The organism is Marinobacter sp. F4218, assembly GCF_019443085.1.
Taxonomy (GTDB): Bacteria; Pseudomonadota; Gammaproteobacteria; order Pseudomonadales; family Oleiphilaceae; genus Marinobacter; species Marinobacter albus.
On sequence record NZ_JAHZIL010000003.1, the window covers coordinates 2,285,114 to 2,307,453 of the forward strand.

General features: G+C 60.3%; 23 protein-coding genes. 19 read left to right on the top strand and 4 right to left on the bottom strand.

Annotated features, from left to right (window positions below):
- Nucleotides 1-5: 5 nt before the first annotated feature.
- The 6 genes from K0B93_RS14410 (at nucleotide 6) to K0B93_RS14435 (ending at nucleotide 7,520) form a co-directional block, all read left to right on the top strand.
- Nucleotides 6-1,157 carry an alginate O-acetyltransferase gene (locus K0B93_RS14410; RefSeq protein WP_219867856.1) on the top strand — a complete coding sequence of 384 codons (1,152 nt, stop codon included), beginning with the start codon at nucleotides 6-8 and terminating at the stop codon, nucleotides 1,155-1,157.
- Nucleotides 1,158-1,168: 11 nt separating this feature from the next.
- Complete coding sequence (locus tag K0B93_RS14415) at nucleotides 1,169-1,816, top strand: alginate O-acetyltransferase AlgF (protein WP_219867857.1); 648 nt, start codon at nucleotides 1,169-1,171, stop codon at nucleotides 1,814-1,816.
- A gap of 14 nt (nucleotides 1,817-1,830) precedes the next feature.
- Entirely contained in the window at nucleotides 1,831-3,267 is a 1,437-nt protein-coding gene (locus K0B93_RS14420) for an alginate O-acetyltransferase AlgX-related protein (RefSeq protein WP_228743379.1), read from the top strand.
- Between the two features lie 29 nt (nucleotides 3,268-3,296).
- The gene (locus K0B93_RS14425; protein ID WP_219867858.1) at nucleotides 3,297-4,475 is read left to right on the top strand and encodes an alginate lyase family protein; all 1,179 of its coding nucleotides are present in this window, start codon (nucleotides 3,297-3,299) and stop codon (nucleotides 4,473-4,475) included.
- Between the two features lie 97 nt (nucleotides 4,476-4,572).
- Entirely contained in the window at nucleotides 4,573-6,063 is a 1,491-nt protein-coding gene (locus tag K0B93_RS14430; RefSeq protein ID WP_219867859.1) for a mannose-1-phosphate guanylyltransferase/mannose-6-phosphate isomerase, read from the top strand.
- 71 nt (nucleotides 6,064-6,134) lie between these two features.
- Complete coding sequence (locus tag K0B93_RS14435) at nucleotides 6,135-7,520, top strand: phosphomannomutase (protein WP_324125262.1); 1,386 nt, start codon at nucleotides 6,135-6,137, stop codon at nucleotides 7,518-7,520.
- 24 nt (nucleotides 7,521-7,544) lie between these two features.
- Here K0B93_RS14435 and K0B93_RS14440 read toward each other — a convergent pair whose 3' ends face one another.
- A complete protein-coding gene (locus tag K0B93_RS14440) occupies nucleotides 7,545-8,081 on the bottom strand; it encodes a YaeQ family protein (RefSeq protein WP_219867861.1) in 537 nt (178 codons plus the stop codon).
- Nucleotides 8,082-8,156: 75 nt separating this feature from the next.
- Here K0B93_RS14440 and K0B93_RS14445 point away from each other — a divergent pair, with 75 nt between their 5' ends.
- The 12 genes from K0B93_RS14445 to K0B93_RS14500 all read left to right on the top strand — a co-directional run bounded on the left by K0B93_RS14445 (nucleotide 8,157) and on the right by K0B93_RS14500 (nucleotide 19,565).
- Nucleotides 8,157-8,522 (top strand): CidA/LrgA family protein, encoded by a 366-nt coding sequence (locus K0B93_RS14445; RefSeq protein ID WP_219867862.1) that lies wholly within the window; start codon nucleotides 8,157-8,159, stop codon nucleotides 8,520-8,522.
- Nucleotides 8,515-9,228 (top strand): LrgB family protein, encoded by a 714-nt coding sequence (locus K0B93_RS14450; protein WP_219867863.1) that lies wholly within the window; start codon nucleotides 8,515-8,517, stop codon nucleotides 9,226-9,228. The genes K0B93_RS14445 and K0B93_RS14450 overlap by 8 nt, the downstream gene beginning before the upstream one ends.
- A gap of 156 nt (nucleotides 9,229-9,384) precedes the next feature.
- The gene (locus K0B93_RS14455) at nucleotides 9,385-10,947 is read left to right on the top strand and encodes an ABC transporter substrate-binding protein (RefSeq protein ID WP_219867864.1); all 1,563 of its coding nucleotides are present in this window, start codon (nucleotides 9,385-9,387) and stop codon (nucleotides 10,945-10,947) included.
- 76 nt (nucleotides 10,948-11,023) lie between these two features.
- Nucleotides 11,024-12,073 carry an ABC transporter permease gene (locus K0B93_RS14460; RefSeq protein WP_219867865.1) on the top strand — a complete coding sequence of 350 codons (1,050 nt, stop codon included), beginning with the start codon at nucleotides 11,024-11,026 and terminating at the stop codon, nucleotides 12,071-12,073.
- Complete coding sequence (locus K0B93_RS14465; protein ID WP_218636541.1) at nucleotides 12,070-13,002, top strand: ABC transporter permease; 933 nt, start codon at nucleotides 12,070-12,072, stop codon at nucleotides 13,000-13,002. Before K0B93_RS14460 ends, K0B93_RS14465 begins: the two co-directional genes overlap by 4 nt.
- A gap of 4 nt (nucleotides 13,003-13,006) precedes the next feature.
- Nucleotides 13,007-14,005: an ABC transporter ATP-binding protein gene (locus tag K0B93_RS14470; RefSeq protein ID WP_219867866.1), complete on the top strand. Its 999-nt coding sequence runs from the start codon at nucleotides 13,007-13,009 to the stop codon at nucleotides 14,003-14,005.
- Nucleotides 14,002-15,021, top strand: coding sequence for an ABC transporter ATP-binding protein (locus K0B93_RS14475; protein WP_219867867.1), 1,020 nt, complete (start codon nucleotides 14,002-14,004; stop codon nucleotides 15,019-15,021). Before K0B93_RS14470 ends, K0B93_RS14475 begins: the two co-directional genes overlap by 4 nt.
- Nucleotides 15,022-15,078: 57 nt before the next feature.
- Nucleotides 15,079-15,993 carry a LysR family transcriptional regulator gene (locus K0B93_RS14480; protein ID WP_219867868.1) on the top strand — a complete coding sequence of 305 codons (915 nt, stop codon included), beginning with the start codon at nucleotides 15,079-15,081 and terminating at the stop codon, nucleotides 15,991-15,993.
- Nucleotides 15,986-17,278 (top strand): Xaa-Pro dipeptidase, encoded by a 1,293-nt coding sequence (pepQ, locus tag K0B93_RS14485; RefSeq protein ID WP_219867869.1) that lies wholly within the window; start codon nucleotides 15,986-15,988, stop codon nucleotides 17,276-17,278. The genes K0B93_RS14480 and pepQ overlap by 8 nt, the downstream gene beginning before the upstream one ends.
- A gap of 97 nt (nucleotides 17,279-17,375) precedes the next feature.
- The gene (locus tag K0B93_RS14490; RefSeq protein ID WP_218636546.1) at nucleotides 17,376-17,582 is read left to right on the top strand and encodes a bacterioferritin-associated ferredoxin; all 207 of its coding nucleotides are present in this window, start codon (nucleotides 17,376-17,378) and stop codon (nucleotides 17,580-17,582) included.
- Between the two features lie 144 nt (nucleotides 17,583-17,726).
- Nucleotides 17,727-18,203, top strand: a complete 477-nt coding sequence (gene bfr / locus K0B93_RS14495; protein ID WP_218636547.1) for a bacterioferritin — start codon at nucleotides 17,727-17,729, stop codon at nucleotides 18,201-18,203.
- 9 nt (nucleotides 18,204-18,212) lie between these two features.
- On the top strand, nucleotides 18,213-19,565 hold the full coding sequence (locus K0B93_RS14500; protein ID WP_219867870.1) for a phosphomannomutase: 1,353 nt from the start codon (nucleotides 18,213-18,215) through the stop codon (nucleotides 19,563-19,565).
- Between the two features lie 57 nt (nucleotides 19,566-19,622).
- Here the strand turns inward: K0B93_RS14500 and K0B93_RS14505 are convergent, their stop codons facing one another.
- Together K0B93_RS14505 and K0B93_RS14510 are read right to left on the bottom strand one after the other, a co-directional pair.
- A complete protein-coding gene (locus K0B93_RS14505) occupies nucleotides 19,623-20,735 on the bottom strand; it encodes a phospholipase A (protein WP_416383203.1) in 1,113 nt (370 codons plus the stop codon).
- Nucleotides 20,736-20,745: 10 nt separating this feature from the next.
- Nucleotides 20,746-21,084 carry a hypothetical protein gene (locus K0B93_RS14510; protein WP_219867871.1) on the bottom strand — a complete coding sequence of 113 codons (339 nt, stop codon included), beginning with the start codon at nucleotides 21,082-21,084 and terminating at the stop codon, nucleotides 20,746-20,748.
- A gap of 201 nt (nucleotides 21,085-21,285) precedes the next feature.
- Between K0B93_RS14510 and K0B93_RS14515 the strand changes: the two genes are divergently transcribed.
- Nucleotides 21,286-21,699, top strand: coding sequence for a c-type cytochrome (locus tag K0B93_RS14515; RefSeq protein ID WP_219867872.1), 414 nt, complete (start codon nucleotides 21,286-21,288; stop codon nucleotides 21,697-21,699).
- A 77-nt stretch (nucleotides 21,700-21,776) separates the two neighbouring features.
- On the opposite strand, the gene K0B93_RS14520 is transcribed toward K0B93_RS14515, so the two are convergent.
- A complete protein-coding gene (locus K0B93_RS14520) occupies nucleotides 21,777-22,331 on the bottom strand; it encodes a hypothetical protein (protein WP_219867873.1) in 555 nt (184 codons plus the stop codon).
- Nucleotides 22,332-22,340: the final 9 nt, after the last annotated feature.

A 22,340-nucleotide genomic window follows, 5' to 3' on the forward strand; every position in this document is an offset into this window, starting at 1 on the left:
GCCTTATGACCGCGACATCGAGAAAAATGACGGCCTGTGTGTTCATCGCGATCGTGCTCGGCCTGGGTGCCCTTTCGCTCCGCTCCTTCGGCGATTACGGGGCGCAGGAGGGGCTCGACCCGGTAACCGGAGAATTGGCGCGCGACGTTGAAAGTCACTACGACGACGGCTTCCCGGTTCGGGATCTGGGCACCAATCTCTGGGCTGCGATCAACTACACCCTGTTCAAGGAAGGGCGTCCCGGTGTGACCGTCGGCGAGCAGGGCTGGTTGTTCACCGACGAGGAAATGTTCCCGGGTGCGGAGAGTTCCGCCGTGGTCGAGACCAATCTCGACCGGGTTGTGGCCGTGGCCGACTACCTCCGGGCGGAAGGTGTGCCCGTGGCGGTACTGGTGGTGCCCGCCAAAGCCCGCGTATACGCCGGACAGTTGGGCGATCAGGAGCCGGCACCCCTGATGGAATCTCTGTACGGCCGTTTCCTGGACCGCATGTCGTCCGAGCAGATACTGGCTCCGGATCTGATGCCGGACCTGGCGGAGGCTCGCGACCAGGGCAACCAGGTGTTCCTGCGTACGGACACGCACTGGTCGCCCGAGGGCGCGGACGTGTTTGCCCGCAACGCAGCGGGTGAGATCAAGGCGTCTTTCGACGGGCAATCCTGGGGCGACACCAGATTTGTCACGGCGCTCGGTGAAACCCGAACCCACGAAGGTGATCTGCTCACGTACTTGCCTCTGGAACCGCTGTTTCCATCCCTGGGGCCGGAGCCGGACAGGCTCACCGAGCGTTCAACGGCCGTTGAAGGTGCTGGAGACACCTCTGCGCAGAGCCTGTTTGCCGAGACCTCGGCCGACATCGTTCTGGTCGGCACCAGTTACAGCGCCAATCCACTCTGGGATTTCCCGGGTGCCCTCAAGCGCCACCTTGGCCGGGACCTGATCAACGTCTCGGACGAGGGGCAGGGGCCCTTCCAACCCATGACCGACTATCTCAAGTCCGACGAGTTCCGGGATAACCCTCCGGAACTCGTGGTCTGGGAATTTCCCGAACGGTACCTCGCCCAGCCTGTGAAATCGAAGGACACGCTGGCCTGGTTTGACCGCCGGGAAAACCTGTTGGCCCAGGCAAATGAGCAGGGCCACCAAACAATCCATTGAGGAGAAATACCATGCAATTAACCATCAAAACCGCGTTTGCTGTTCTGCTCAGTCTGCTTGTCCCCCTGGCCGCCCAGGCAGGAGAGGACGCACTCTACGCCGCCGAAGCACCGGATGGCGCCGCGTTCATCCGGGTGGTGAATGCCGATGTCAGCGGAAGCATTCCCCTGGCCGAGATTGGTGGCAAGGCTATCAAGGATATCGCTCCGATGGACGCGAGTCCCTACATCTACCTGCCGGACGGCACCTATGAGCTGAGTGTCGGGAACCAGGCTGCGCCGGTCACCATGGAAAAGGACCGCTTCTACACGGCGGTCGTGCTGGATTCCGGCGAGCTGGAAATCCTGTCCGACAAAACCTTCAAGAATCCCAGAAAGGCTCTGGTCTCGTTCTACAACCTGACGGGTGACGGTGGCATCAGCCTTAAGACGGCTGACGGCAAGGTAGCCGTGATTGATCCCCTGGACCCGATCAGTGTCGGCAATCGGGAAATCAACGCGGTCAAGATTTCGCTGGGTGCATTCTCGGGCGGTGAGGCCGTTGCCCAGACGCCGCCGGTCAACCTTCAGCGCGGCAAGGTTTTCAGCTTCTTCGTGATTGATGCCGGCGGAAGCCCGCGTCTATTGGTGGCTGAAAACCGTGTGGACACTTCGGTTTGAGGGAGACGGGGTCAATGGCACGGTTCAGTGCGGTAATGCACCGCTGGGGTCGACACGCTCGCATCATGGCGCTGTTCGTTGGCGGCATCGGCACCGCATCGGTCGCGGCAGCGGAGCTCCCGCAGTACGACGTTAATTCGCAGATCCGGTTGTGTCCCATGGCGTCGCAGTCGTTCGCCTACGACACCAGTTATCTTAAGAATTTCAACATACTGGTGCAGGGTCAGGATGACTGGTTGTTCCGCTCGGAGGCGGAACTGCCGGAACAGTACGGGCCGACCCAGGAGGGGCTGCGGCACCTTGAGCGCTTCGCCCGTCACCTGAAACGGACCACAGGAACCGAGCTGGTTCTGGTGTTCCAGCCCACCAAGGGGCTGGTGCACCCGAACAAACTGCCGGAGCACTCGTCAGTGAAGTTCTCCTGGCCCTATGCCCGCAGCAATTATCTGGACGCGCTTGCGAAGTTCCGCCAGGCGGGCCTTGTGGTTCCGGACCTGGGGCCATTGCTGGACGAGCCTGACCGGGAGAAGGCGTATTACTTCAAGCGTGACCACCACTGGACGCCCTACGGTGCCCGGCGGACGGCGCGCATTGTCGCTGACCGCATTCGCCAGATGCCGGCCTATCAGTCGTTGTCGCAAAAGAGCTTCGAGACTCGGCGCACCGGCCTGATTCGCAAAAACGGTTCACTACAGGACGCCGCAGAACGGATCTGCGGGCAAGCCTGGCCGACCCAGTACGTCGATGAGTATCGCACTGAGCTTGCCGGCGATGCCGCCGCTGGCGAGGCGAATGCCCTGTTTGGTGATGAGAGCCTGCCCCCTATCACACTGGTCGGCACCAGTAACAGTAAGGGCGCGCAGGATTACAACTTTGCGGGTTCACTGCAGGAGTTCCTCGGCGTGGAAATCCTGAACGTGGCTGTCGCCGGGGGCAGCTACGATGGCTCGATGTTCGAGTACCTGATGTCGGACAGTTTTAGGCAGTCGCCTCCCAAAATCATCATCTGGGAGATACCCGCCTACCACACCCTGGACAGCGCTGAATTTTATCGGCAGATCGTGCCGATGGTGAGCGACGGTTGTCAGGGAAAACAGCCGGTTCTGCAGGAAACCACGCCGGTGAAGGCTGGCACCAACGAAGTTCTCTATAACGGCGGTGGCCAATTCCTGGAGCTGCCCAGCGACGAGTACCTGGTTGAACTGCAGTTCAGCGATCCCGGCGTCAAAGAGGTCGATGCCTTCATCTGGTATGTGTTTGGTCGCAAGGACCGGGTGGACCTGGAGTATGGCGCCCGAGTCGAAACCACCGGACGGTTCATGTTCGAGCTGCCCGCCGGCGAGAGCTGGAACGACGAATTGTTCATGTCGCTCGATCTGGAGCTCGAACCAGAGCAGGTCAGCGACGGCTTGACGGTGACGGCCAAGGTGTGCCGTCGCCAGGACAAATGAAGCAAACCCACCCGTAATTGGGAGTTGGTATGAGGATCGGACAAACAGACATGGTTGGAAATGCCGGACGAGTCCTACTGTCCACGGCACTGGTCTCGTCCCTGGGAGTGGCCTCGGTTGAGGCCGCACAGTGCTACGAGGACGGCTTACGCGCACCGATCGGCTACTACCAGATACCGGAAGCCCGGGATGGCGGCTCGTATGACTGCAAAGTGATTGAGCCGTATCAGGGCAGCATGAGCTTCACCAGCAAATACGAAGGCAGCGACAGCGCCCGCAATGAACTCAACGAGGACGCCTATCAGGCTTATCTGGATGCCACCAAGACCATCCGGGGCTTTGAAAAAACAGTCATTGCCGGTGCCGATGACTACCAGGTGGATGGCGACGGTCCGGCCGCACGGGACTGTGTCCTGGAAAATCTTGATACCTGGGCCCAGGCGGATGCGCTTCTGCCCGATGAGATCAATCACGTGGGTCAGGCGGTGCGCAAGTGGGCGCTGGCCGCCGCTGCCAACGCCTATCTTCGGGTCAAGCTGTCCTCCGACGACTCAGCGCTGGCCACCGACCGGCTGAACCGCATTGAAGCGTGGTTCGACGAGGTCGCCAACGGGGTTCGCGGCTACTACACCGACCGTGAACCCCGGAAGGTCAATAACCACGATTACTGGGCCGCCTGGGCGGTGATGGCCACCTCGGTGGCCACGGAAAATTGCGACCACTGGAACTGGTCCATGAGCAAGTTCGAGGAAGCCATGGGCCAGATCAGCAGCGACGGCTACCTGCCCAAGGAACTGAGCCGCCAGGACCGGGCCCTGGAATACCTCAACTACGCCATGCAACCGCTCACCGCGATTGCGGTGTTTGCCGAGGTCAATGGTGTCTCGGTACACGAGCAGTATGGCAATGGCTTCGCGACGCTGGCCCAGAATGTGGTGACCGGGCTGGACGATTCCTCCGCCATCGAAGCCATCACCGGGTACCCGCAGATCACCGACGGTCTGCACACGGCCTGGGGCCTTGCCTGGATGCGTCCCTGGACTGAAATCTGGGGCGATCTACCCGGTATGAACGCGTTCATGACGGCGTACGGCCCGGTCAAGAACACCCGGCTGGGCGGTGACATCGAGTTTCTGTATCGGGTGGATCCGCGCTGGCCAACCGGCCGGGATCCCTTTCCCCCCGGCGAAATTCGCCTCGATTTTTAAACGACTCAGAAAAGGATGGTCGTGCTCGCGCATGACGGTCCCCGCCCCCGGGAGTTTGTTTCCGGGGCATCAACCAAGCAAGTGAAGGAGCAGGATTATGATACCAGTCATACTGTCAGGCGGTTCCGGTTCGCGGCTCTGGCCGCTTTCCCGTCAGGCCTATCCGAAACAGTTTCTGCCGTTGCTTAATGAGGACAGCATGTTTCAGCAGACTCTGGCCAGACTGCCACAAGACGACGTGGAAGCACCGGTTGTGGTCGCCAATGACGAACACCGTTTCCTGGTGAAAGAACAGCTGGATGCCATTGGCCAGAAGCCGCAGTCCATTTTGCTGGAACCCTTTGGCAGGAACACCGCTCCGGCAGTAGCCCTTGCGGCGATCCAGATTGCCCGGAAGGATCCCGCCAGCATTATGCTGGTGTTGCCCGCAGACCATGCGATCAGCCAGACCAAGCCCTTCCATGAAGCCATAGCGAAGGGATTGAAGGTCGCCAAAGATGGCGCCCTGGTCCTGTTCGGTACCACACCGGATCGCCCGGAAACCGGCTACGGCTATATTTCTGCCGCAGGCCGCGAGGATGATCCGGGCGGCCCACGACCGGTCCGGAAGTTCATTGAGAAGCCGGACGAGGCTACCGCGCGTCGGTTGCTCGACGAAGGTGGCTACTTCTGGAACAGCGGGATGTTCATGTTCCGGGCCGATGCCTACCTTCGGGAACTGAAACGGCACAGCCGGGATATCTACGACACGGCACTGCTGGCTTCGCGCAGCCTGTCGGAAGACCTCGGCTTCAGCCGGATCCCGCCGGAGATCTTCGAACACTGCCCGGACGATTCCATCGACTATGCGGTGATGGAAAAGACCACCCGTGCCACCCTGGTTCCGTTGGATGCCGGCTGGAGCGATGTGGGGGCCTGGTCGTCGATCTGGGACATCAGCGAAAAAGATGAACAGCAAAACGCCGTGTATGGCGATGCCTGCCTGGCAGACAGCTCCGGCTGCCTGATCCATGCCCCGGAAAAGCTGGTAGCCATGGTGGGCGTGGACGATCTGGTGGTTGTTGATACCAAGGACGCCCTGATGATCGCCCCCCGCGACCGTGTCCAGGAGGTCAAGGGTGTGGTTCAGAAGCTGAAAGCGGAGGGGCGCCCGGAAACCCGCATCCACCGGGAAGTGTTCCGGCCCTGGGGCAGTTACGACAGCATCGACAACGGAAACCGTTTCCAGGTCAAACGCATCACGGTGAAGCCGGGGGAACGGCTGTCGCTCCAGAAACATCACCACCGGGCCGAGCATTGGATCATCGTGCGCGGAACCGCCGAAGTCTCCCGGGATGACGAAACCTTTCTGCTATCGGAAAACGAATCCACCTACATCCCGATTGGTTCGGTGCATCGGCTGTTCAATCCCGGAAAGATTCCATTGGAATTGATCGAGGTCCAGTCCGGTGCCTACCTGGGAGAGGACGACATCGAGCGCCTTGATGACCGGTATGGACGAACGGAACCGGCGCAGGACACGCGGGAGCCGGTACAGGAACCCCAGGAAGAAGAGGAAATTCCGGTGATGGAGAGCCGGGTTGGATAAATTTCGGGCCGATGGGCCGGGTTCAGGTCCGTCGGCGTGCCCATGCTTTGGTTACCGAGAGGAGAAATCTGGTGGATTTTAAATGTTTCAAAGCCTACGACATCCGTGGTCGGGTGCCGGATCAACTGAATGCCGAAATGGCAGAGCGCATTGGCAAGGCCTACGTGGCCGTGACAGGGGCCCGCAAGGTGGCCGTGGGCTACGACATCCGACTGTCCAGTCCACAGATTGCCGATGCCCTGAATCAGGGCCTGATGGCTGCGGGGGCCGATGTCTACAGCATTGGGTTGTGCGGCACCGAGCAAATCTATTTTGCGACCAGTCATTTCCAGTTGGACGGCGGTATCATGGTCACGGCCAGCCATAATCCCAAGGATTACAATGGCATGAAGATGGTCGGTCCCGGTGCCCGGCCAATCAGCTCCGATAACGGCCTGACCGATATCCGCGACGGTGCCCAGGATGACTTGCCGGATGCGGCAGACCCGGGGACCCTGAAGAGTCTGGATGTCACCGGGCCCTACGTGGAACACCTGCTCGGCTATGTTGATCGGACCAGCCTCAAGCCACTGCGGATCGTGGTGAATGCCGGTAACGGTGGTGCCGGCGAAGTTATCGATGCGCTCGAACCCCACCTGCCGTTCGAATTCTACAAGGTCCATCACAAGCCGGATGGGACCTTTCCCAACGGCGTGCCCAATCCGCTGTTGAAAGAGAACCGTTCGGCGACGTCCATGGCCGTGCTCGCCAGTGATGCCGCCATGGGTATCGCCTGGGACGGCGATTACGACCGGTGTTTCTTCTTCGACGAGAAAGGGCGTTTCATCGAGGGCTACTACATTGTCGGTCTGCTGGCGGATCAGTTCCTGCGCAAGTCTGGCGGCGGCAAGGTGATCCACGATCCCCGTCTGGTCTGGAACACCCGCGAACTGGTGTCCTCCGCCCGCGGCGTCGCGGTGGAAAGCAAAACCGGACACGCTTTCATCAAGCAGCGGATGCGGGAGGAGGATGCAGTGTATGGCGGCGAAATGAGCGCCCATCATTACTTCCGGGACTTTGCCTACTGCGACAGTGGCATGATCCCCTGGTTGCTTGTCGCCGAGCGACTGTGCCAGTCCGGCCAGACCCTGTCGTCACTGATCGATGCCCGGATCGAGGCATTCCCGGCCAGTGGTGAAATCAATCGGACCGTGGACGATCCTTCGGTCGTTCTCGAGGCTATCGAGGGGATTTACCTGCGCGACGCGATGTCGGTGAATCACATTGATGGCCTGAGCATGGAGTTCGAGCACTGGCGGTTCAATCTGCGGATGTCGAACACGGAACCGGTCATCCGGCTGAACGTGGAAAGCCGCGGCGACCAGACGCTGATGGAAGAGCGAACCGAGGCATTGCTGCGTCAGATCGAACAGCTCTCGGAACCCATTCCCGGGCACCGGGAAGCGGTTACGCTCTGATCCCGGCGCCGGAGCGGCGTCCCGCTAGGTCAGCGGCGCCGGCTCGACCTGAACGTGTTGGGTGTCGTCGGCCACGCCGACGACACCGTCCTGCACCGTGATCTGCAGGGACATGCCGCGCTGGGCCAGGCTGGCCAGTGCCGCGGTTGACTCCTGGGGCAGGTCGATGACGGTCAGGTTGCCAAAGCGTTCCAGCTTGTGGTGATGCTTTTCCCACCATAGCGGAACGGCGCGCCCGCCGTAGGTGTATAGAATGACCTGCCTCGCCCGGTTGCAGGCTTTTCGTAACCGGCCTTCCTCCGGCAGCCCCAGCTCAATCCAGAGTTCAATCTCGTCACTCAGGCTTTTTCGCCACAGCTCGGGTTCGTCGTCGGTGCTCAGGCCCTTGGTAAACTCCAGGTGTTCATCGGCATTCAGGGCAAAGGCCAGCAGGCGGATCATCATGCGCTCGTCCGTTTCCGACGGGTGCTGGGCGATGGTGAGATGGTGGTCCGCGTAGTAATGCCGGTCCATGTCGGCAATACTGAGCGTGGCCTTGAAGATTGTTGCTTTGAGCGCCATGAGCCTTCCGGAATAGTATGGGGCGATAAGTATGCGCTAGTGTAGTGCAATTCTCCCCCGGATGAGCATGATGACATGCCGATGTTGCGCGGTTTTTTGATTCTGGTTTTGTTTTTCCTGTTCGGTGAAGCCCTGCGTCTGGTGTTTCTGATACCGGTCAGTGGTGGCGTGCTCGGTATGATCGGGATGACCCTGACCCTGATGGTAAAAGGCAGTGTCAGCGACTCGTTGGCAGCGGCCAGTCAGGGGCTGATTTCGGTGTTGGTACTGCTGATCATGCCCGGGGTCGTCGGGGTATTTTTCACCGCAGACCAGTTCAGCGGACAGTGGCTGGCGGTTGCGGTGGCGTTGCTTGTTGGCACCTTTCTGAGTGTCCTCACGACGCTGCTGCTGATGAAATTCCTGGTTCAGGGCCGCAACCGGAGCCAGGCCAATGACTGAGCGACTCTGGTCACTGGTGGAGGTGCTGTCGGCGAGCCCGACCCTGGCAATCGGCCTCACCTTGGGTGCCTTTTTCGCCGGTAACTGGGTTTTCGCCCGGATGGGGCGCCCGCTATGGCTGCCGCCCGTTGTGCTGGCGGCTGTCATGCTGTCGGCAACCATTGCCATCCTGTCTCTGGATTACGCCCGATACCAGGACGGTGCCCGGTGGCTGACGGTTTTGCTGGGGCCGGCGACAGTTGCCCTGGGCATTCCGCTGTACCAGCAGATGCACCACATTCGGGCTTTGTGGCGTCCAATCCTGTGCACTTTGCCGGTGGCGGCGACGCTCGCGGCGGTCTACGCCGTCGTAATTGCCTGGGCGCTGGGTGCGACCCCGGAGGTGCTGGCGTCACTGGCGCCGAAGTCGGTGACCGCGCCGATCGCCATCGGCATCACCGAGCAGCTCGGAGGCTCCGTTCCGCTGATGATGGGCGGGTTGTTGATTACCGGAGTGGTTGCCACCCTGTTCGTTGATCTGCTGGCCGGCCTGCTGCCGGTGGACGACGAGCGCATCCTCGGTTTCGCCCTGGGCCTGAACGGACACGCGGTAGGCACCGCCAGGGCCTTCGAAATCAGCCACACCGCCGGTGCCTTTGCGTCCCTCGGCATGGGACTGACCGGGGTGTTCACGGCCCTGATACTGCCGCTGGTTTTCCACCTTTAATACCTGCCCCAAATAAGGTCATTCACCTCGCGAATAAGGTCATGTCGCAATTTCGATTGCTGTTCCGGGTTTCCACGACTAGTTTTTAGCGCAGTCATCTGGTGCGAATGTGCGCCGATGCGCCGCAAAATTCTTAAAACAGCGACGGAAAACGCGATGAAAAAACTACTGACAGCTTTTGTTGGTTCCATGGCCCTGGCCGCCGCCCCGATGGCGATGTCTGCCGAGGCGAACAAGGAACTGAAAATGGCGTACGACGCCGACCCCGTGACCCTGGATATCCATGAGCAGCTCTCCGGCGGCATGTTGCAGTTGAGCCACATGACCTTTGACCCGCTGCTGCGCTGGACCAAGGACCTCGGCTTCGAGCCGCGCCTGGCCAAGAGCTGGGAACGTGTCGACGAGAACACCATGCGCTTCAAGCTGCGCGAGGGCGTGAAGTTCCATTCTGGCAACGAGCTGACCACCAAGGACGTCAAGTTCACTTTTGACCGTCTGAAGCAGAGCCAGGACTTCAAGGCCATTTTCAAGCCGTTCAGCGAGCTCAAGGTGGTTGACGACTACACCTTCGAACTGGTTACCAGCGAGCCCTACCCGCTGCTGCTGAACACCGCGACCTACATCTTCCCGATGGACAGCGAGTTCTACACCGGTGAGACCGACAACGGCCAGAGCAAGAGTGCCATCACCAAGCACGGTAACTCCTTCGCCTCCGAGAACCTGTCCGGTACCGGCCCCTACGTGGTCACCGGCCGTCAGCAGGGCGTGCGTGTGGAGTTCGAGCGTTTTGACGACTACTGGGACACCGAGTCCCCGGGCAACATCGGCAAGATCGTGCTGACCCCGATCAAGGAGAACAACACCCGTGTCTCCGCGCTGCTGTCCGGCGGTGTGGACTTCATCGCGCCGGTGCCGCCGACCGATTTGGAGCGTATCCGCCGTGACAAGAACGCGGATCTGGTGACCATGAGCGGCACCCGCATCATCCTGTTCCACATGAACCAGGACCGGGTCGAAGCCTTCAAGGATCCGAAGGTACGCCAGGCCATCGCCTACGCCATCAACCAGGAAGGCATTGCCGCCAAGATCATGAAAGGCTTTGCCACGCCGGCGGCCCAGATGTCCCCCGACGGCTACCAGGGTCACAACGAGTCCCTGACGCCTCGGTTTGACGTGGCCACGGCCCAGCAGCTGATGAAAGAGGCCGGTTACGAAGACGGTTTCACCATCACCATGATGGCGCCCAACAACCGCTACGTGAACGACGACAAGATCGCCCAGGCGGTTGCCGCCATGCTGGCGCGGATCAACATCAAGGTTGACCTGAAAACCCTGCCCAAGGCCCAGTACTGGCCCGAGTATGACGCTCGCGCGGCCGACATGATGATGATCGGCTGGCACGCGGACACCGAGGACTCGGCCAACTTCTTCGAGTTCCTGACGTTCTGTCCGGATGCCGACACCGGCGCCGGCCAGTACAACGCCGGTAACTACTGCAACCCGGAAATCGACGCCATGGTGAACAAAGCCAACGTCGAAACCGACCTGGACAAGCGGGCTGCAATGCTGAAGGAAGTCGAGCAGCGCCTGTACGACGAGGCCGCCTTCGTGCCCCTGCATTGGCAGGACCTGGCCTGGGCCAGCAAGAAAAACGTGAAGATCGAACCGATCCTCAACGTCATGAACTTCCCGTACCTGGGTGACCTAGTCGTGGAATAACAGCCCCTATGGGCGGACCGGCTTCGGATCAGTCCGGAGCCGGTCTTTTGTTTGCAGAATTATCCGGTAAATTTCCATGTTAGCGTTTTTAGTTCAGCGGATTTCCCAGGCAGTGCTGGTCATGTTTGTGATCAGTGTGATTGCCTTTGCCATCCAGGATGGCCTTGGTGACCCGCTTCAGCAGATGGTGGGCATGTCCGTCTCCCAAGAGGAGAGGGAAGCGATCCGTGACGAAATGGGGTTGAACGACCCGTTGGTGGTGCAGTACCTGAAATTTGCCGGTAATGCCCTGCAGGGCGATCTGGGCACCTCCTATTTCTATGGTAAACCCACCCTCGATGTCATTCTTGAGCACCTGCCGGCCACCCTGGAACTGGTGATCGGTGCCAGCCTGATTATCCTGGTGTTTTCGGTGCCCATTGGCGTCTATGCCGCCATCCGGCCCCAGGCCTGGCTGTCCAAATTCTTTATGGGTGTCAGTACCGTGGGTATTTCCATCCCGGTGTTCCTGACGGCCATCGTACTGATCCAGCTGTTCTCCATCGGCGTCACCGTGGACTGGTTCCCGGAAGACGCCGGCTGGGGTCAGTGGCTGAACGCGGCCTTGTCTACCGAAGGCGGCCTGCCCTCCTACGGCCGTGGCGACGAACTGACGCCTCTGTTCGGCACCTGGAATTCCGGCTTTTTCTCCCAGGGCGGCATCCTGCATCTGGTTCTGCCGTCGATTTCGCTGGCGTCCATCATGCTGCCGTTGTTCATCCGCCTGATCCGGGCCGAGATGATGGAAGTGCTGCAGAGCGACTACATCCGGTACGCCCGGGCCAAGGGTCTGAGCTCTGCGCGTATCAATTTCCTGCACGCGCTCAAGAACACCATGCTGCCGGTGATCACCGTGGGCGGTGTGCAGATCGGGATCATGGTGGCCTACACCATCCTGACCGAGACCGTGTTCCAGTGGCCGGGTGTCGGGCTGATGTTCCTCGAAGCCATTACCCGCAGCGACATTCCCCTGATCGTGGCTTACCTGATGGTGGTAGGTCTGATCTTCGTGATTACCAATACCGTGGTGGACCTGATCTATGGCCTGGTGAACCCCACGGTAAAACTGACAGGTAAGAAAGCATGACGACGGCGACTCTTTCACGCTGGGATCGCTTTCGCGAGTCCTTCCTCTGGTACAGCTTCAAGCGCGACAAGGTGGCCATTGCCAGCTTCGTGGTGCTGGTGCTGATGGTGCTGGCGGCCATTTTTGCGCCGCTGCTGGCGCCGGCCGATCCCTACGATCTGGCCCAGATCAACATCATGAACTCCGAGCTGCCGCCGGTCGGCCTGGACGGCTCCGATCCGGCCTTTCCCCTGGGCACCGACGCCCAGGGCCGGGACCTGCTCTCCACCATTCTCTATGGCACCCGGGTGTCGTTGCTGATCGGTTTTGGTGCCGTGCTGCTGCAGGCGGCGCTGGGTATCCTGTTCGGCCTGCTGGCGGGCTACCTCGGCGGCCGGGTGGATTCCATCCTGATGCGCATTGCCGACGTCCAGCTGTCGTTCTCCACCCTGATGGTGGCGATCATTGTCGGGGCGGTGTTCAAGGCCAGCTTCGGCAACCTGATGTTCGGCGAGATCGCCATCTACATGCTGATCTTCATCATCGGTGTGTCTGAGTGGCCGCAGATCGCGCGGACGGTGCGGGCCTCGGTGCTGGCGGAGAAGAAAAAGGAATACGTGGATGCGGCCAAGGTGATGGGCTTCCGCACCGGCCGGATCATGTTCCGCCACATTCTGCCCAACACCCTGTCACCGATTTTCGTCATTGCCACGGTGCAGATCGCCAACGCGATCATCTCCGAAGCGGCGCTGTCGTTCCTGGGCCTCGGCATGCCGGAAACCCAGCCCTCGCTCGGCTCACTGATCAAATCCGGTTTTGACTACATCCAGAGTGGCTCCTGGTGGATCACCCTGATTCCCGGCCTGGTGCTGGTGGTACTCGTACTGGTCATCAACCTGTTGGGTGACTGGCTGCGGGATGTCATGAACCCACGGCTGTACAAGGGGTAACGTCATGTCATTACTGGAAGTAAGAAATCTCGACGTCCGCTTTGCAGTGCGCGGCGGCGACCTCACGGCCCTGCGCGGCATCAGTTTCAGCCTGGATAAGGGCGAGCGTCTCGGGCTGGTGGGCGAATCCGGCGCCGGTAAATCGGTAGCGGCCTTCTCCATCCTGAACCTGATTGCCCGGCCCGGTTACATCGCCGGGGGCCAGATCCTGTTTGAGGGCAGGGACCTGGCGGCCATGAGCGAGCGCGAGCTGCGGAAAATCCGTGGCAACCGCATCGCGATGATTTTCCAGGATCCGATGATGACCCTGAATCCGGTGCTGACCATCGGCACCCAGATGGTCGAGGCCATCAAGGCTCATCGCCGGATCAGCACCAAAGGTGCCCGGGATATTGCCCTGGAAAAACTGCGCAAGGTGCAGATTCCGTCCCCGGAAAAGCGCCTGGATCAGTATCCCCACGAGCTCTCCGGCGGGATGCGCCAGCGGGTGATCATCGCCATCGCGCTGCTTTTGGACCCGGAAATCATCATTGCGGACGAGCCGACCACGGCGCTGGACGTCACCATCCAGGCGGAAATCATGGCCCTGCTGCTGGAACTGTGTGAGCAGGAGAATGTGGCCCTGATGCTGATCACCCACGACCTGGGCGTGGTGTCCCAGGTCACCCAGCGCATGCTGGTGATGTATTCCGGCCGGATCATCGAACAGGGCCCGACCCGGGAAATCATCAACGATGCCCAGCATCCCTACACCCAGGGGCTGATCAACGCGTTGCCCCAGATGGGCGAGCCCGGTGAGCGGCTGTTCCAGATTCCCGGTTCCATGCCGTCCCTGAAGAACGTGCCCACCGGCTGCCCCTTCCACCCACGCTGCAAGTTCGCCACCGACCAGTGCAAGCGCACCATGCCGGAATATGTGCGCTCCGGAAATGTCGATGTGGCCTGTTACGAAGTCAGCAACCTTATTGAGCAGGAGAAACGCATGCAGGAGGTGGGATCGTGACCTCCCCGTCATCCACACTGGTGGACATTCGCGGACTTGAGAAGAAGTTTGACCTGTCCGGCAGCCTGCTGGAGCAGATCTCGTTCAAGGGTGGTCGCTTCCAGCGCAAGCAGGAAGCCGTGCATGCGATCAACGGCGTCGACCTGCAGGTGCAGAAGGGCGAGGCCCTGTGCGTGGTGGGCGAATCCGGCTGCGGCAAGTCGACGGTGGCCCGCACCGTGATGGGGTTGTTGTCACCCAGCGCCGGCGAGATTCATTACGATGGCCAGCGTATCGATAATCTGGATGGCAAGGAGGTGTTGCCCTACCGCCGCAAGATGCAGATGATCTTCCAGAATCCGTACGCGTCCCTGAATCCGCGCATGACCATCCAGCAAACCCTGGAAGAGCCCATCCGTTTCCACCAGCCGAACGCCAAGGACATTGAGGTTCGCGACAAGGTGCATGAAGTCATGCACTCGGTCGGCATCGATCCCGACTGGGGCAGCCGGTTTGGCCACGAGTTTTCCGGTGGTCAGCGTCAGCGTATCGCCATTGCCCGGGCGCTGGCGGTGGATCCCGAATTCATTGTTGCCGACGAACCGATCTCGGCCCTGGACGTGTCGATCCAGGCCCAGGTGCTCAACCTGCTGATGGATGCCCAGGAGAGCCGCAACCTGACCTACCTGTTCATCACCCATGACCTGGCCGTGGTGGAGCACTTCGGGACCCGGGTGGCGGTCATGTATCTGGGCCGGGTTTGCGAGCTGGCGGACACCAGAACCCTGTTCAGCACGCCGCGGCATCCCTACACCCAGGCGCTGTTGTCGGCCATTCCGAAACTCGCAGACGACCGGCCCAGCCATATTCGTCTGCAAGGGGAGGTGCCCACCCCGGTGCAGCTGCCGTCCGGGTGCGTTTTCCACGGTCGCTGCCCCTACGCCAACGAGCGTTGCCGGCAGGAAATTCCCCAGTTGATTGCGACCGACGGTGGCACCCGGGTGGCGTGTCACGCCGTCGAGGAAGGGCGCTTGTAACAGGGTTGCCGCGATAGGCTATCATGCCTGACATTATCTCCGGACCCTGGTGACCCCATGGAAATACGCTGGCTTGAAGATTTTATGGCGCTGGCACGAACGCGCCATTTCTCACGGGCAGCCGAGCTGCAGCACGTGAGCCAGCCGACGTTCAGCCGCCGCATCAAGCTTCTCGAGGAAGCCATGGGGGCCACCCTGATCAATCGCCAGACCCTGCCGCTGTCGCTGACCCCGGCAGGGGAGGCCTTTGTCGAATTGTGCGAGCGGGTCACGCGGGACGTCCGGGACACCAAAGACCGCATTCACGACATGGAGGCCGAGGCCTCGGCGCGGATCAGCGTCGGCTCCACCCAGGGGCTGTTCTCCCATTTCTACCAGGGCTGGGCTCGCAAAGCCGGGGTCGCGGAGCGCCTGCAGCTGAACCTCAAGGCCACCAACTGGGTGGGGGAGCAATTCCTGGATGCCCTGGACAACGGCGAGTGCGACCTGGTGCTGTGCTACTGGCACAAGGATCTGCCCTGGCGCGAGCGGCTGAATCCGGATCGGTACGAGTCGATCACCCTGGCTCGGGAATCGCTGGTGCCGGTCAGTGTGACGGATGATGACGGTCAGCCGCGGTATTCGCTCCCGGGTACCGCGGAGCAGCCCGTGCCTCTGATTGCCTACCACCCCCGGGGGTTTCTGCAGTCCGCCATCGAGGCGCATCTCAGCCGCAGCAAGGACTCTGCGAGTCTGTTGCCACTGAATGAGAATACCCAGTCCGCCAGCATCAAGGCCCTGGTCAAACAGGGCTTTGGCATGGGTTGGCTGCCACAACGAATGACGGAAAAAAGCGAGCAGTTCGGAAGCCTGGTGCGGGCCGGGGATGAACACTGGGACGTACCGCTGGAAATTCGCCTGATCCGCCTGTGTGAGCCGCGCTCCGACGATCTTTTAACGCTCTGGGAGACATTGGAAAACCAACATGCCTGACACTGAACTATTGGCCCTGCAGACCGATCACATCCAGACGCTCCAGCAGCGATACCAGAAGGCTCTGTTGGCGCAGGGTTACGACGGCTTGTTGATCAGCTCCGGTGCCGCGCCCATGCGCTACGGGGATGATCAGTCCTACCCTTTTCAGGGGTACGGCCCCTTTCTGCACTGGACCGGCCTGGCCGGCCAGGAACACAGCTGGTTGCTGATTCGCCCGGGCCGCACGCCTGTGCTCTGGTTGTATCAGCCGGTGGACTTCTGGCACGCGAACCTGGATCTGCCGGAGGAACCCTGGCAACAGGCGGTGGAGGTACGTTTCATACAGCACCGTGAGGCGCCGTCCATGGAGCGCGCCGGCAAGCTGGCGGTTATCGGGGATCCGGCGACCGTGGCGCAGGCGCCGGGTGATCACAACCCGGGGCGGTTGCTGGTGGACCTGGAGGAAACCCGCGTCCACAAGACGCCTTATGAAATTGCCTGTCTCGTCAGGGCCAACGAGATTGCCGTCTGCGGCCACAGGGCTGCCCGGGACACTTTCCTCGGTGGTGGCAGTGAGTTCGAGATCAGCCTGGCCTATCAGCGGGCCACCGGCCAGCGTGAGGCCGAAGCGCCTTACCAAAGCATCATTGGTGTCAACGAACACGCCGGCACCCTGCATTATCAGTTTTACGACATTGATGGGCCGGCCCGCGCCCGCAGCCTGCTGATCGACGCGGGTGTCCGATTCCGGGGCTATTGCTCGGACATTACCCGCACCACGCCCGGGGCCGGTGAAGGTCGGTTTGCCGCGCTGGTTCAGGGCCTTGAACAACTGCAGCGTCGCCTGTGCGGCATGGTGGCGCCCGGGGTCGATTACGTGGCCATCCACCGCAAAACCCATGACGGCATTGCGGCCTTGCTGAGTGCCGCCGGGGTGGTCTCGGGACTGGACGACGAGGCCCTGGTGGAGCAGGGGGTTACCCGGGCCTTTTTCCCCCACGGTATCGGCCACTACCTCGGAGTTCAGGTGCACGATGTCGCCGGCAAACGCGAGCCGTCGCCGGCAGACGCGCCGTTTCTGCGCCTGACCCGGACCCTGGAGCCGGGCATGGTTGTCACCATCGAGCCGGGGCTCTATTTTATCCCGTCACTGCTGGCTCCCATTCTGGACGGGCCGCTCGGAGGGCACTTCAATCACGCCGTAATCGACGATCTCAGAGGCTGTGGCGGCATTCGCATCGAGGACAATGTGGTGGTCACTGACGATGGCGCCCGCAACCTGACCCGGGAAGCCGGAGGCTGATGACCCTGTTGCAGAAATTTAACAAGAAGGGGTTGTAATTCGAGACGCAAATAACAATAATTATCACTACCTTTAATGTCGTTAGTGAGAATCAGTTATGTACGTGTGCCTTTGCCACGGGGTTACTGACCGGGAAATTCGCGAAGCTGCCGAAAACGGGGTTACCTCCATGCGTCAGCTTGGTAAAGAAATGGGAGTGGGCCGGCAATGCGGTCGCTGTGCCAGTACCGCTCGCGAGATCCTGAGGGAGTGTTCGACACCCGATTACCTGTCACTGGCTAACCTGTTGGCCCAACCGGCATAGACACACCTGCCGTTTGCTCTGTCTTCACCAAGCCGGTTCTCCGCGCCGGCCTGAGTTGCGAATCTTTCCCGCCTGCAATTTTTTATTGAGCTGTAACCGGCTATCCTTGGGTACGGATTACATACCTCAAAAGGGAGCCACGCTATGAAAGGCGATAAAAAGGTTATTCAGTATCTCAACAAGGTCCTCGCCAACGAGCTGACCGCCATTAACCAGTACTTCCTTCATTCCCGTATGTACAAGGACTGGGGTATTACCAAGCTGGCTGCCAAGGAATACGAGGAATCCATCGACGAAATGAAGCACGCCGATCAGTTGATCGAGCGCATCCTGTTTCTCGAGGGGTTGCCCAACCTTCAGGACCTCAACAAGCTTCTGATCGGTGAAAACGTCGAGGAGATGATCACCTGCGACCTCAAGCTTGAGCAGACCGCCCACGTCGACCTGAAAGAAGCGGTGGCCTACTGCGAGCAGGTTCAGGATTATGGCAGCCGCCAGTTGTTCCGCAGCATTCTCGACAGTGAAGAGGAACACATCGATTGGCTGGAAACCCAACTGGAACTCATTTCCCAGATGGGTATCCAGAATTACATCCAGCTTCAGTCAGCCGCCGCGGAGTAAAACCAGACAATGGACCTGTCCTGTTTCAAAGCCTATGACCTGCGCGGTCGAGTGCCTGACCAGTTAAACCCGACCCTGGCCGAGCGCATCGGCCGAGCCTATGTCGAGATTACCGGTGCGAAGAAAGTCATTGTCGGTTACGACATCCGCCTGTCCAGCCCGGACATTGCCGAAGCTTTGAGTTCGGGCCTGATGGCTGCCGGCGCGGACGTTTTCGACATTGGTCTTTGCGGCACCGAGATGGTGTATTTTGCCACCAGCCATTACGGCATGGACGGCGGCATCATGGTGACCGCCAGCCATAATCCGAGAGATCACAACGGCATGAAGATGGTGGGCCCGGACTCGCGCCCCATCAGCTCCGACAACGGTCTGAACGACATTCGGGATCGAGTGCTGGAACCCTTCGCCGATGCCCCTGAACTGGGGCGCTACGAGCCGCTGGAAGCCATGAGTGCCTACATCGACCACCTGCTGGGTTACGTGGATGCGGGCTCGCTGAAGCCCATGACCATTGTTGCAAATGCCGGCAACGGTGGCGCGGGCCTGGTGATCGATGAACTCGAACAGCACCTGCCGTTCGAATTCGTGAAAGTACACCATCAGGCCGACGGCCACTTCCCCAACGGCGTACCCAACCCGATCCTGCCGGAGAACCGCACAGTGACCGCAGAGGCGGTGGTGGAGGAAGGGGCAGCCATGGGGATTGCCTGGGACGGCGACTACGACCGCTGTTTCTTCTTCGACGAAAACGGCCGGTTCATCGAAGGCTACTACATCGTTGGCCTGTTGGCCGACCAGTTCCTGCGCAAGACCGGTGGTGGCAAGGTGATTCACGACCCGCGCCTGACCTGGAATACCCTGGACCTGGTGAAGGCCGCCGGTGGCGAAGCCATCGAGAGCAAGACCGGCCACGCCTTCATCAAACAGCGCATGCGCGATGAAGACGCGGTCTATGGTGGCGAAATGAGCGCCCACCATTACTTCCGGGACTTCGCCTACTGCGACAGCGGCATGATTCCGTGGTTGTTGGTCGCCGAGCGTTTGAGCCAGTCCGGCCAGACCCTGTCGTCACTGATCGACGCCCGCATCGAAGCCTACCCGGCCAGCGGCGAGATCAACCGCACCATTGCCGATCCCCCAAAGGTAATTGCGGCGATCGAAGCCAAGTACGGTGTTGGTGCGAAAAGCGTCAGCCACGTGGATGGCGTCAGCATCGAGTTTGACGACTGGCGCTTCAACCTCCGGATGTCCAATACCGAACCGGTTGTCCGCCTGAACGTGGAATCACGGGGTGATATCCCGCTGATGGAAGCAAAGACCAAAGAGTTACTGGAAGAGATGGAGCGTCTGAATCAGTAAGGCTCACTGTCAGACTCTCCGGCCCGTTCGACCTCCACCCAAGATGGCCACGACCTTTTATAGCCAGTCGTTCAGCATAATTCCGATACCAAACCGCTCAATCCGGTGGTTGTAGTCGATCAGACTCTCCCCATACCCGTTGTAGTACTGGAAAAAGCCCTTAACCGTATCCCCCATCGGAAAGCTGTACCCGAACTCCACCGACGTCTTGTTGTCCGACCGCAGGTTATTCCTCAGGTTCAGGGAAAACGTACGATCCTCGCTCAGCTTGTACACGGTTGTGTAGTTCGCGTAACCCAGGTAGCGATCGATGTCCGGGTTGTCGTCCTCACTGTTTTCCGGAATGCGGTACCAGGGCTGGACGATGACCAGCCAGCGGTCATAGCTGTAGGCGGCGGAAGCGATGATGCGGTTCCAGCTTCGGGACCGCGGTTCGGATTGGCCGTTCGATTGATGGTTGAAACCGAACGTCAGCGCGTTCAGGGTCCCCTTGCCGATCTTCCAATCGGTCTGATAGCGCATGAAGATCTCGGGTTCGTAGTTGGTCTCCCGGAACGGCGCGGAATCGTCCCGGTTGTAAACCTGCCAGAACGATTTCTGGGTGTAGCCGAACCAGAGTGTGGTGCGGTCATCCAGCATCCCTGTGAACAGCGGCACCTTGAAGCTGATCTGGTATTTTGCCTCTTCGCGCTCCAGGTCATAGTCGTAGCTGGCAGCACCCAGGCTTGGACTTGTGGGCCTTGGGTTCGGGGACTTGACCCAGCTGATGGGCAGGATGTAAGTCGGCCGATAGCCGACAAAACTTCCAGAAAAGCTGAATACGGCCTTCTCCGCGGCGATGTATTGATCAACAATGGAGTCCATCACGCCTTCATTACTGTCTCCGTCGCCGGCCATGTCCTGCACCTTGGCTTCGCGCGTGGGCAGGGTTTTATCCGCTTCCTCTTCAATTTCCCTGACCTTGTCCGGGTTGGCCTCTTCCCGAGCCCGGTTCGGGTCCAGGACCCGGTCATAACAAGCCAGCCGTCGAATACCGTTCTCAATCAGGGCACACTCGTCTGCGGTGAGCTTCGGTGCGCTGTCATCCGGAATGGTGGTTTCCTGAGCGCCCGCCATACTCGAGACCAGAACCAGGCTCAACGTGGCCGACGCAGAAAGTCTCGATCGCATGGGCTGGCCCTCAGGTGGCGTTCAGGCTGATCCAGGTGTTGGCAACACCATACACCCAGACCCCGATCAGGGTAATGGCGAGTAGTGCAAACACCACCTTGTGGCGAAACCGGTTGGAGGCCTCCGCTGCTGCAACCCAACGCAGGTACATCAAGCCGATAAAGCTCAGGAAAACGCCCAGGCTGGCCGCCGCCGGAACCAGCAGCCAGGCCACGTTGAGCTGGCTGCCATCAGCGGTCTGGCTGGAGAACCAGCCCATAGAGGCCAGCAAGATGGCCAGGGCCGAAAACTCCGCAATCAGCAGGGGCTTGCGTAACGGATGCGGAGGGGGAGCGTCTGGTCGTGACATGCGGTAGTTCCTGGAGTCCTGAATGGTTGGCGGTTCTATGGTAACCGGAAACGTTGCAAAACGCTGTTTGGCTTACGAAATGGCAATTAATCTGGCTCAGATCAAGTGCTGATTTTGCCGTTTGGTTTTTTTGCCAGGGTTCAGTCGCTATAATGCGGGCACTGAAGATTATAACGCTCTAATGCGAGGTGCATTGTGAAGATGAAGAGAGTCCTGGCTGTCGTACTGCTTGGTTTCGGCCTCACCGCCGGTGCCGTGATGGCAAGTGTTGAAGATGAAATTCGTTCACGCATCGAACCGGTCGGCGAAGTGTGCCTGCAGGGCGACGAGTGTGGAGCTGCCGCTGCGCCCACCCAGACCGCCAGTTCTGGCCCCCGTCCTGGCCCGGAAGTCTATGACGCCGTCTGCATGGCCTGCCACACTACCGGTGCAGCCGGTGCACCGAAAATCGGCGATACCGCTGCCTGGGCGCCACGTATTGAAAAGGGCATGGAGACCCTCATCAACCACGCGATCAACGGCTTCAATGCCATGCCGGCCAAAGGTGGTTGTGCGAACTGTCCGGATGAGGAAATCGCCAGCGCGGTCGAGCACATCGTGTCGGAAAGCCAGTAAGTTCTCGCTGGGCAGAAAAAAGAAAGCCCCCGCAGTCGCGGGGGCTTTTTTTTTGAATAACGTCCTGAGGGCCTTGTTCAAGGCAATGGTGTGAATTCCAGCTCGCCACCAATGCGCCGGGTCTCGCCCTGCTCCGTCTGGATCGCAATTGTCCAGGTTTTTGGCCCTCCAGTCTGGCCGTGACCAACCTTCCGGGTGTCCAGTCTCGGATCTAGCCAGCCGTAGCTGCCGGACTGGGACAGGGCCATCCAGGTGACCTCTCCGGGTTCCTGCCCGATGTCAGCATCCGGTTGCGCCGACCGGTTTGGAAGCGCCTGCCAGCTCGGGCTGTGTGTGTTTACCTGCACTTCTGTACGGGTGAATCTCAGGAAGGCCTCGCCTTCCATGCCCATAACGGTGAGCGGGCGCTCACCCTGGTAGCGAAGCATGATGCCGGGCCTCGGGGCATCCAGGATCATGGCGCTGAGACCGGGTATGTCCGGCCGTTCCGTGATGCGGGCCTTGACCAAACCCTCCGGCAGGTCACCCGCTTCCGGTGCGCCATGGGCCGCTGTCAGCCCGGAGGCTGACAGGGACGCCAGACCGAACAGCACCAGACTCACGATACCGCTTCTGGTATGTCCGAATGTCATATTGCCGCT

Bases quoted from the DNA above. Each gene is read 5' to 3' on its own strand.
- K0B93_RS14410 (WP_219867856.1), top strand. From the start codon at position 6: ATGACCGCGACATCGAGAAAAATGACGGCCTGTGTGTTCATCGCGATC.
- K0B93_RS14415 (WP_219867857.1), top strand. From the start codon at position 1,169: ATGCAATTAACCATCAAAACCGCGTTTGCTGTTCTGCTCAGTCTGCTT.
- K0B93_RS14420 (WP_228743379.1), top strand. From the start codon at position 1,831: ATGGCACGGTTCAGTGCGGTAATGCACCGCTGGGGTCGACACGCTCGC.
- K0B93_RS14425 (WP_219867858.1), top strand. From the start codon at position 3,297: ATGAGGATCGGACAAACAGACATGGTTGGAAATGCCGGACGAGTCCTA.
- K0B93_RS14430 (WP_219867859.1), top strand. From the start codon at position 4,573: ATGATACCAGTCATACTGTCAGGCGGTTCCGGTTCGCGGCTCTGGCCG.
- K0B93_RS14440 (WP_219867861.1), bottom strand. From the start codon at position 8,081: ATGGCGCTCAAAGCAACAATCTTCAAGGCCACGCTCAGTATTGCCGAC.
- K0B93_RS14445 (WP_219867862.1), top strand. From the start codon at position 8,157: ATGCCGATGTTGCGCGGTTTTTTGATTCTGGTTTTGTTTTTCCTGTTC.
- K0B93_RS14450 (WP_219867863.1), top strand. From the start codon at position 8,515: ATGACTGAGCGACTCTGGTCACTGGTGGAGGTGCTGTCGGCGAGCCCG.
- K0B93_RS14455 (WP_219867864.1), top strand. From the start codon at position 9,385: ATGAAAAAACTACTGACAGCTTTTGTTGGTTCCATGGCCCTGGCCGCC.
- K0B93_RS14460 (WP_219867865.1), top strand. From the start codon at position 11,024: ATGTTAGCGTTTTTAGTTCAGCGGATTTCCCAGGCAGTGCTGGTCATG.
- K0B93_RS14465 (WP_218636541.1), top strand. From the start codon at position 12,070: ATGACGACGGCGACTCTTTCACGCTGGGATCGCTTTCGCGAGTCCTTC.
- K0B93_RS14470 (WP_219867866.1), top strand. From the start codon at position 13,007: ATGTCATTACTGGAAGTAAGAAATCTCGACGTCCGCTTTGCAGTGCGC.
- K0B93_RS14480 (WP_219867868.1), top strand. From the start codon at position 15,079: ATGGAAATACGCTGGCTTGAAGATTTTATGGCGCTGGCACGAACGCGC.
- pepQ (WP_219867869.1), top strand. From the start codon at position 15,986: ATGCCTGACACTGAACTATTGGCCCTGCAGACCGATCACATCCAGACG.
- K0B93_RS14490 (WP_218636546.1), top strand. From the start codon at position 17,376: ATGTACGTGTGCCTTTGCCACGGGGTTACTGACCGGGAAATTCGCGAA.
- bfr (WP_218636547.1), top strand. From the start codon at position 17,727: ATGAAAGGCGATAAAAAGGTTATTCAGTATCTCAACAAGGTCCTCGCC.
- K0B93_RS14500 (WP_219867870.1), top strand. From the start codon at position 18,213: ATGGACCTGTCCTGTTTCAAAGCCTATGACCTGCGCGGTCGAGTGCCT.
- K0B93_RS14505 (WP_416383203.1), bottom strand. From the start codon at position 20,735: ATGCGATCGAGACTTTCTGCGTCGGCCACGTTGAGCCTGGTTCTGGTC.
- K0B93_RS14510 (WP_219867871.1), bottom strand. From the start codon at position 21,084: ATGTCACGACCAGACGCTCCCCCTCCGCATCCGTTACGCAAGCCCCTG.
- K0B93_RS14515 (WP_219867872.1), top strand. From the start codon at position 21,286: ATGAAGAGAGTCCTGGCTGTCGTACTGCTTGGTTTCGGCCTCACCGCC.
- K0B93_RS14520 (WP_219867873.1), bottom strand. From the start codon at position 22,331: ATGACATTCGGACATACCAGAAGCGGTATCGTGAGTCTGGTGCTGTTC.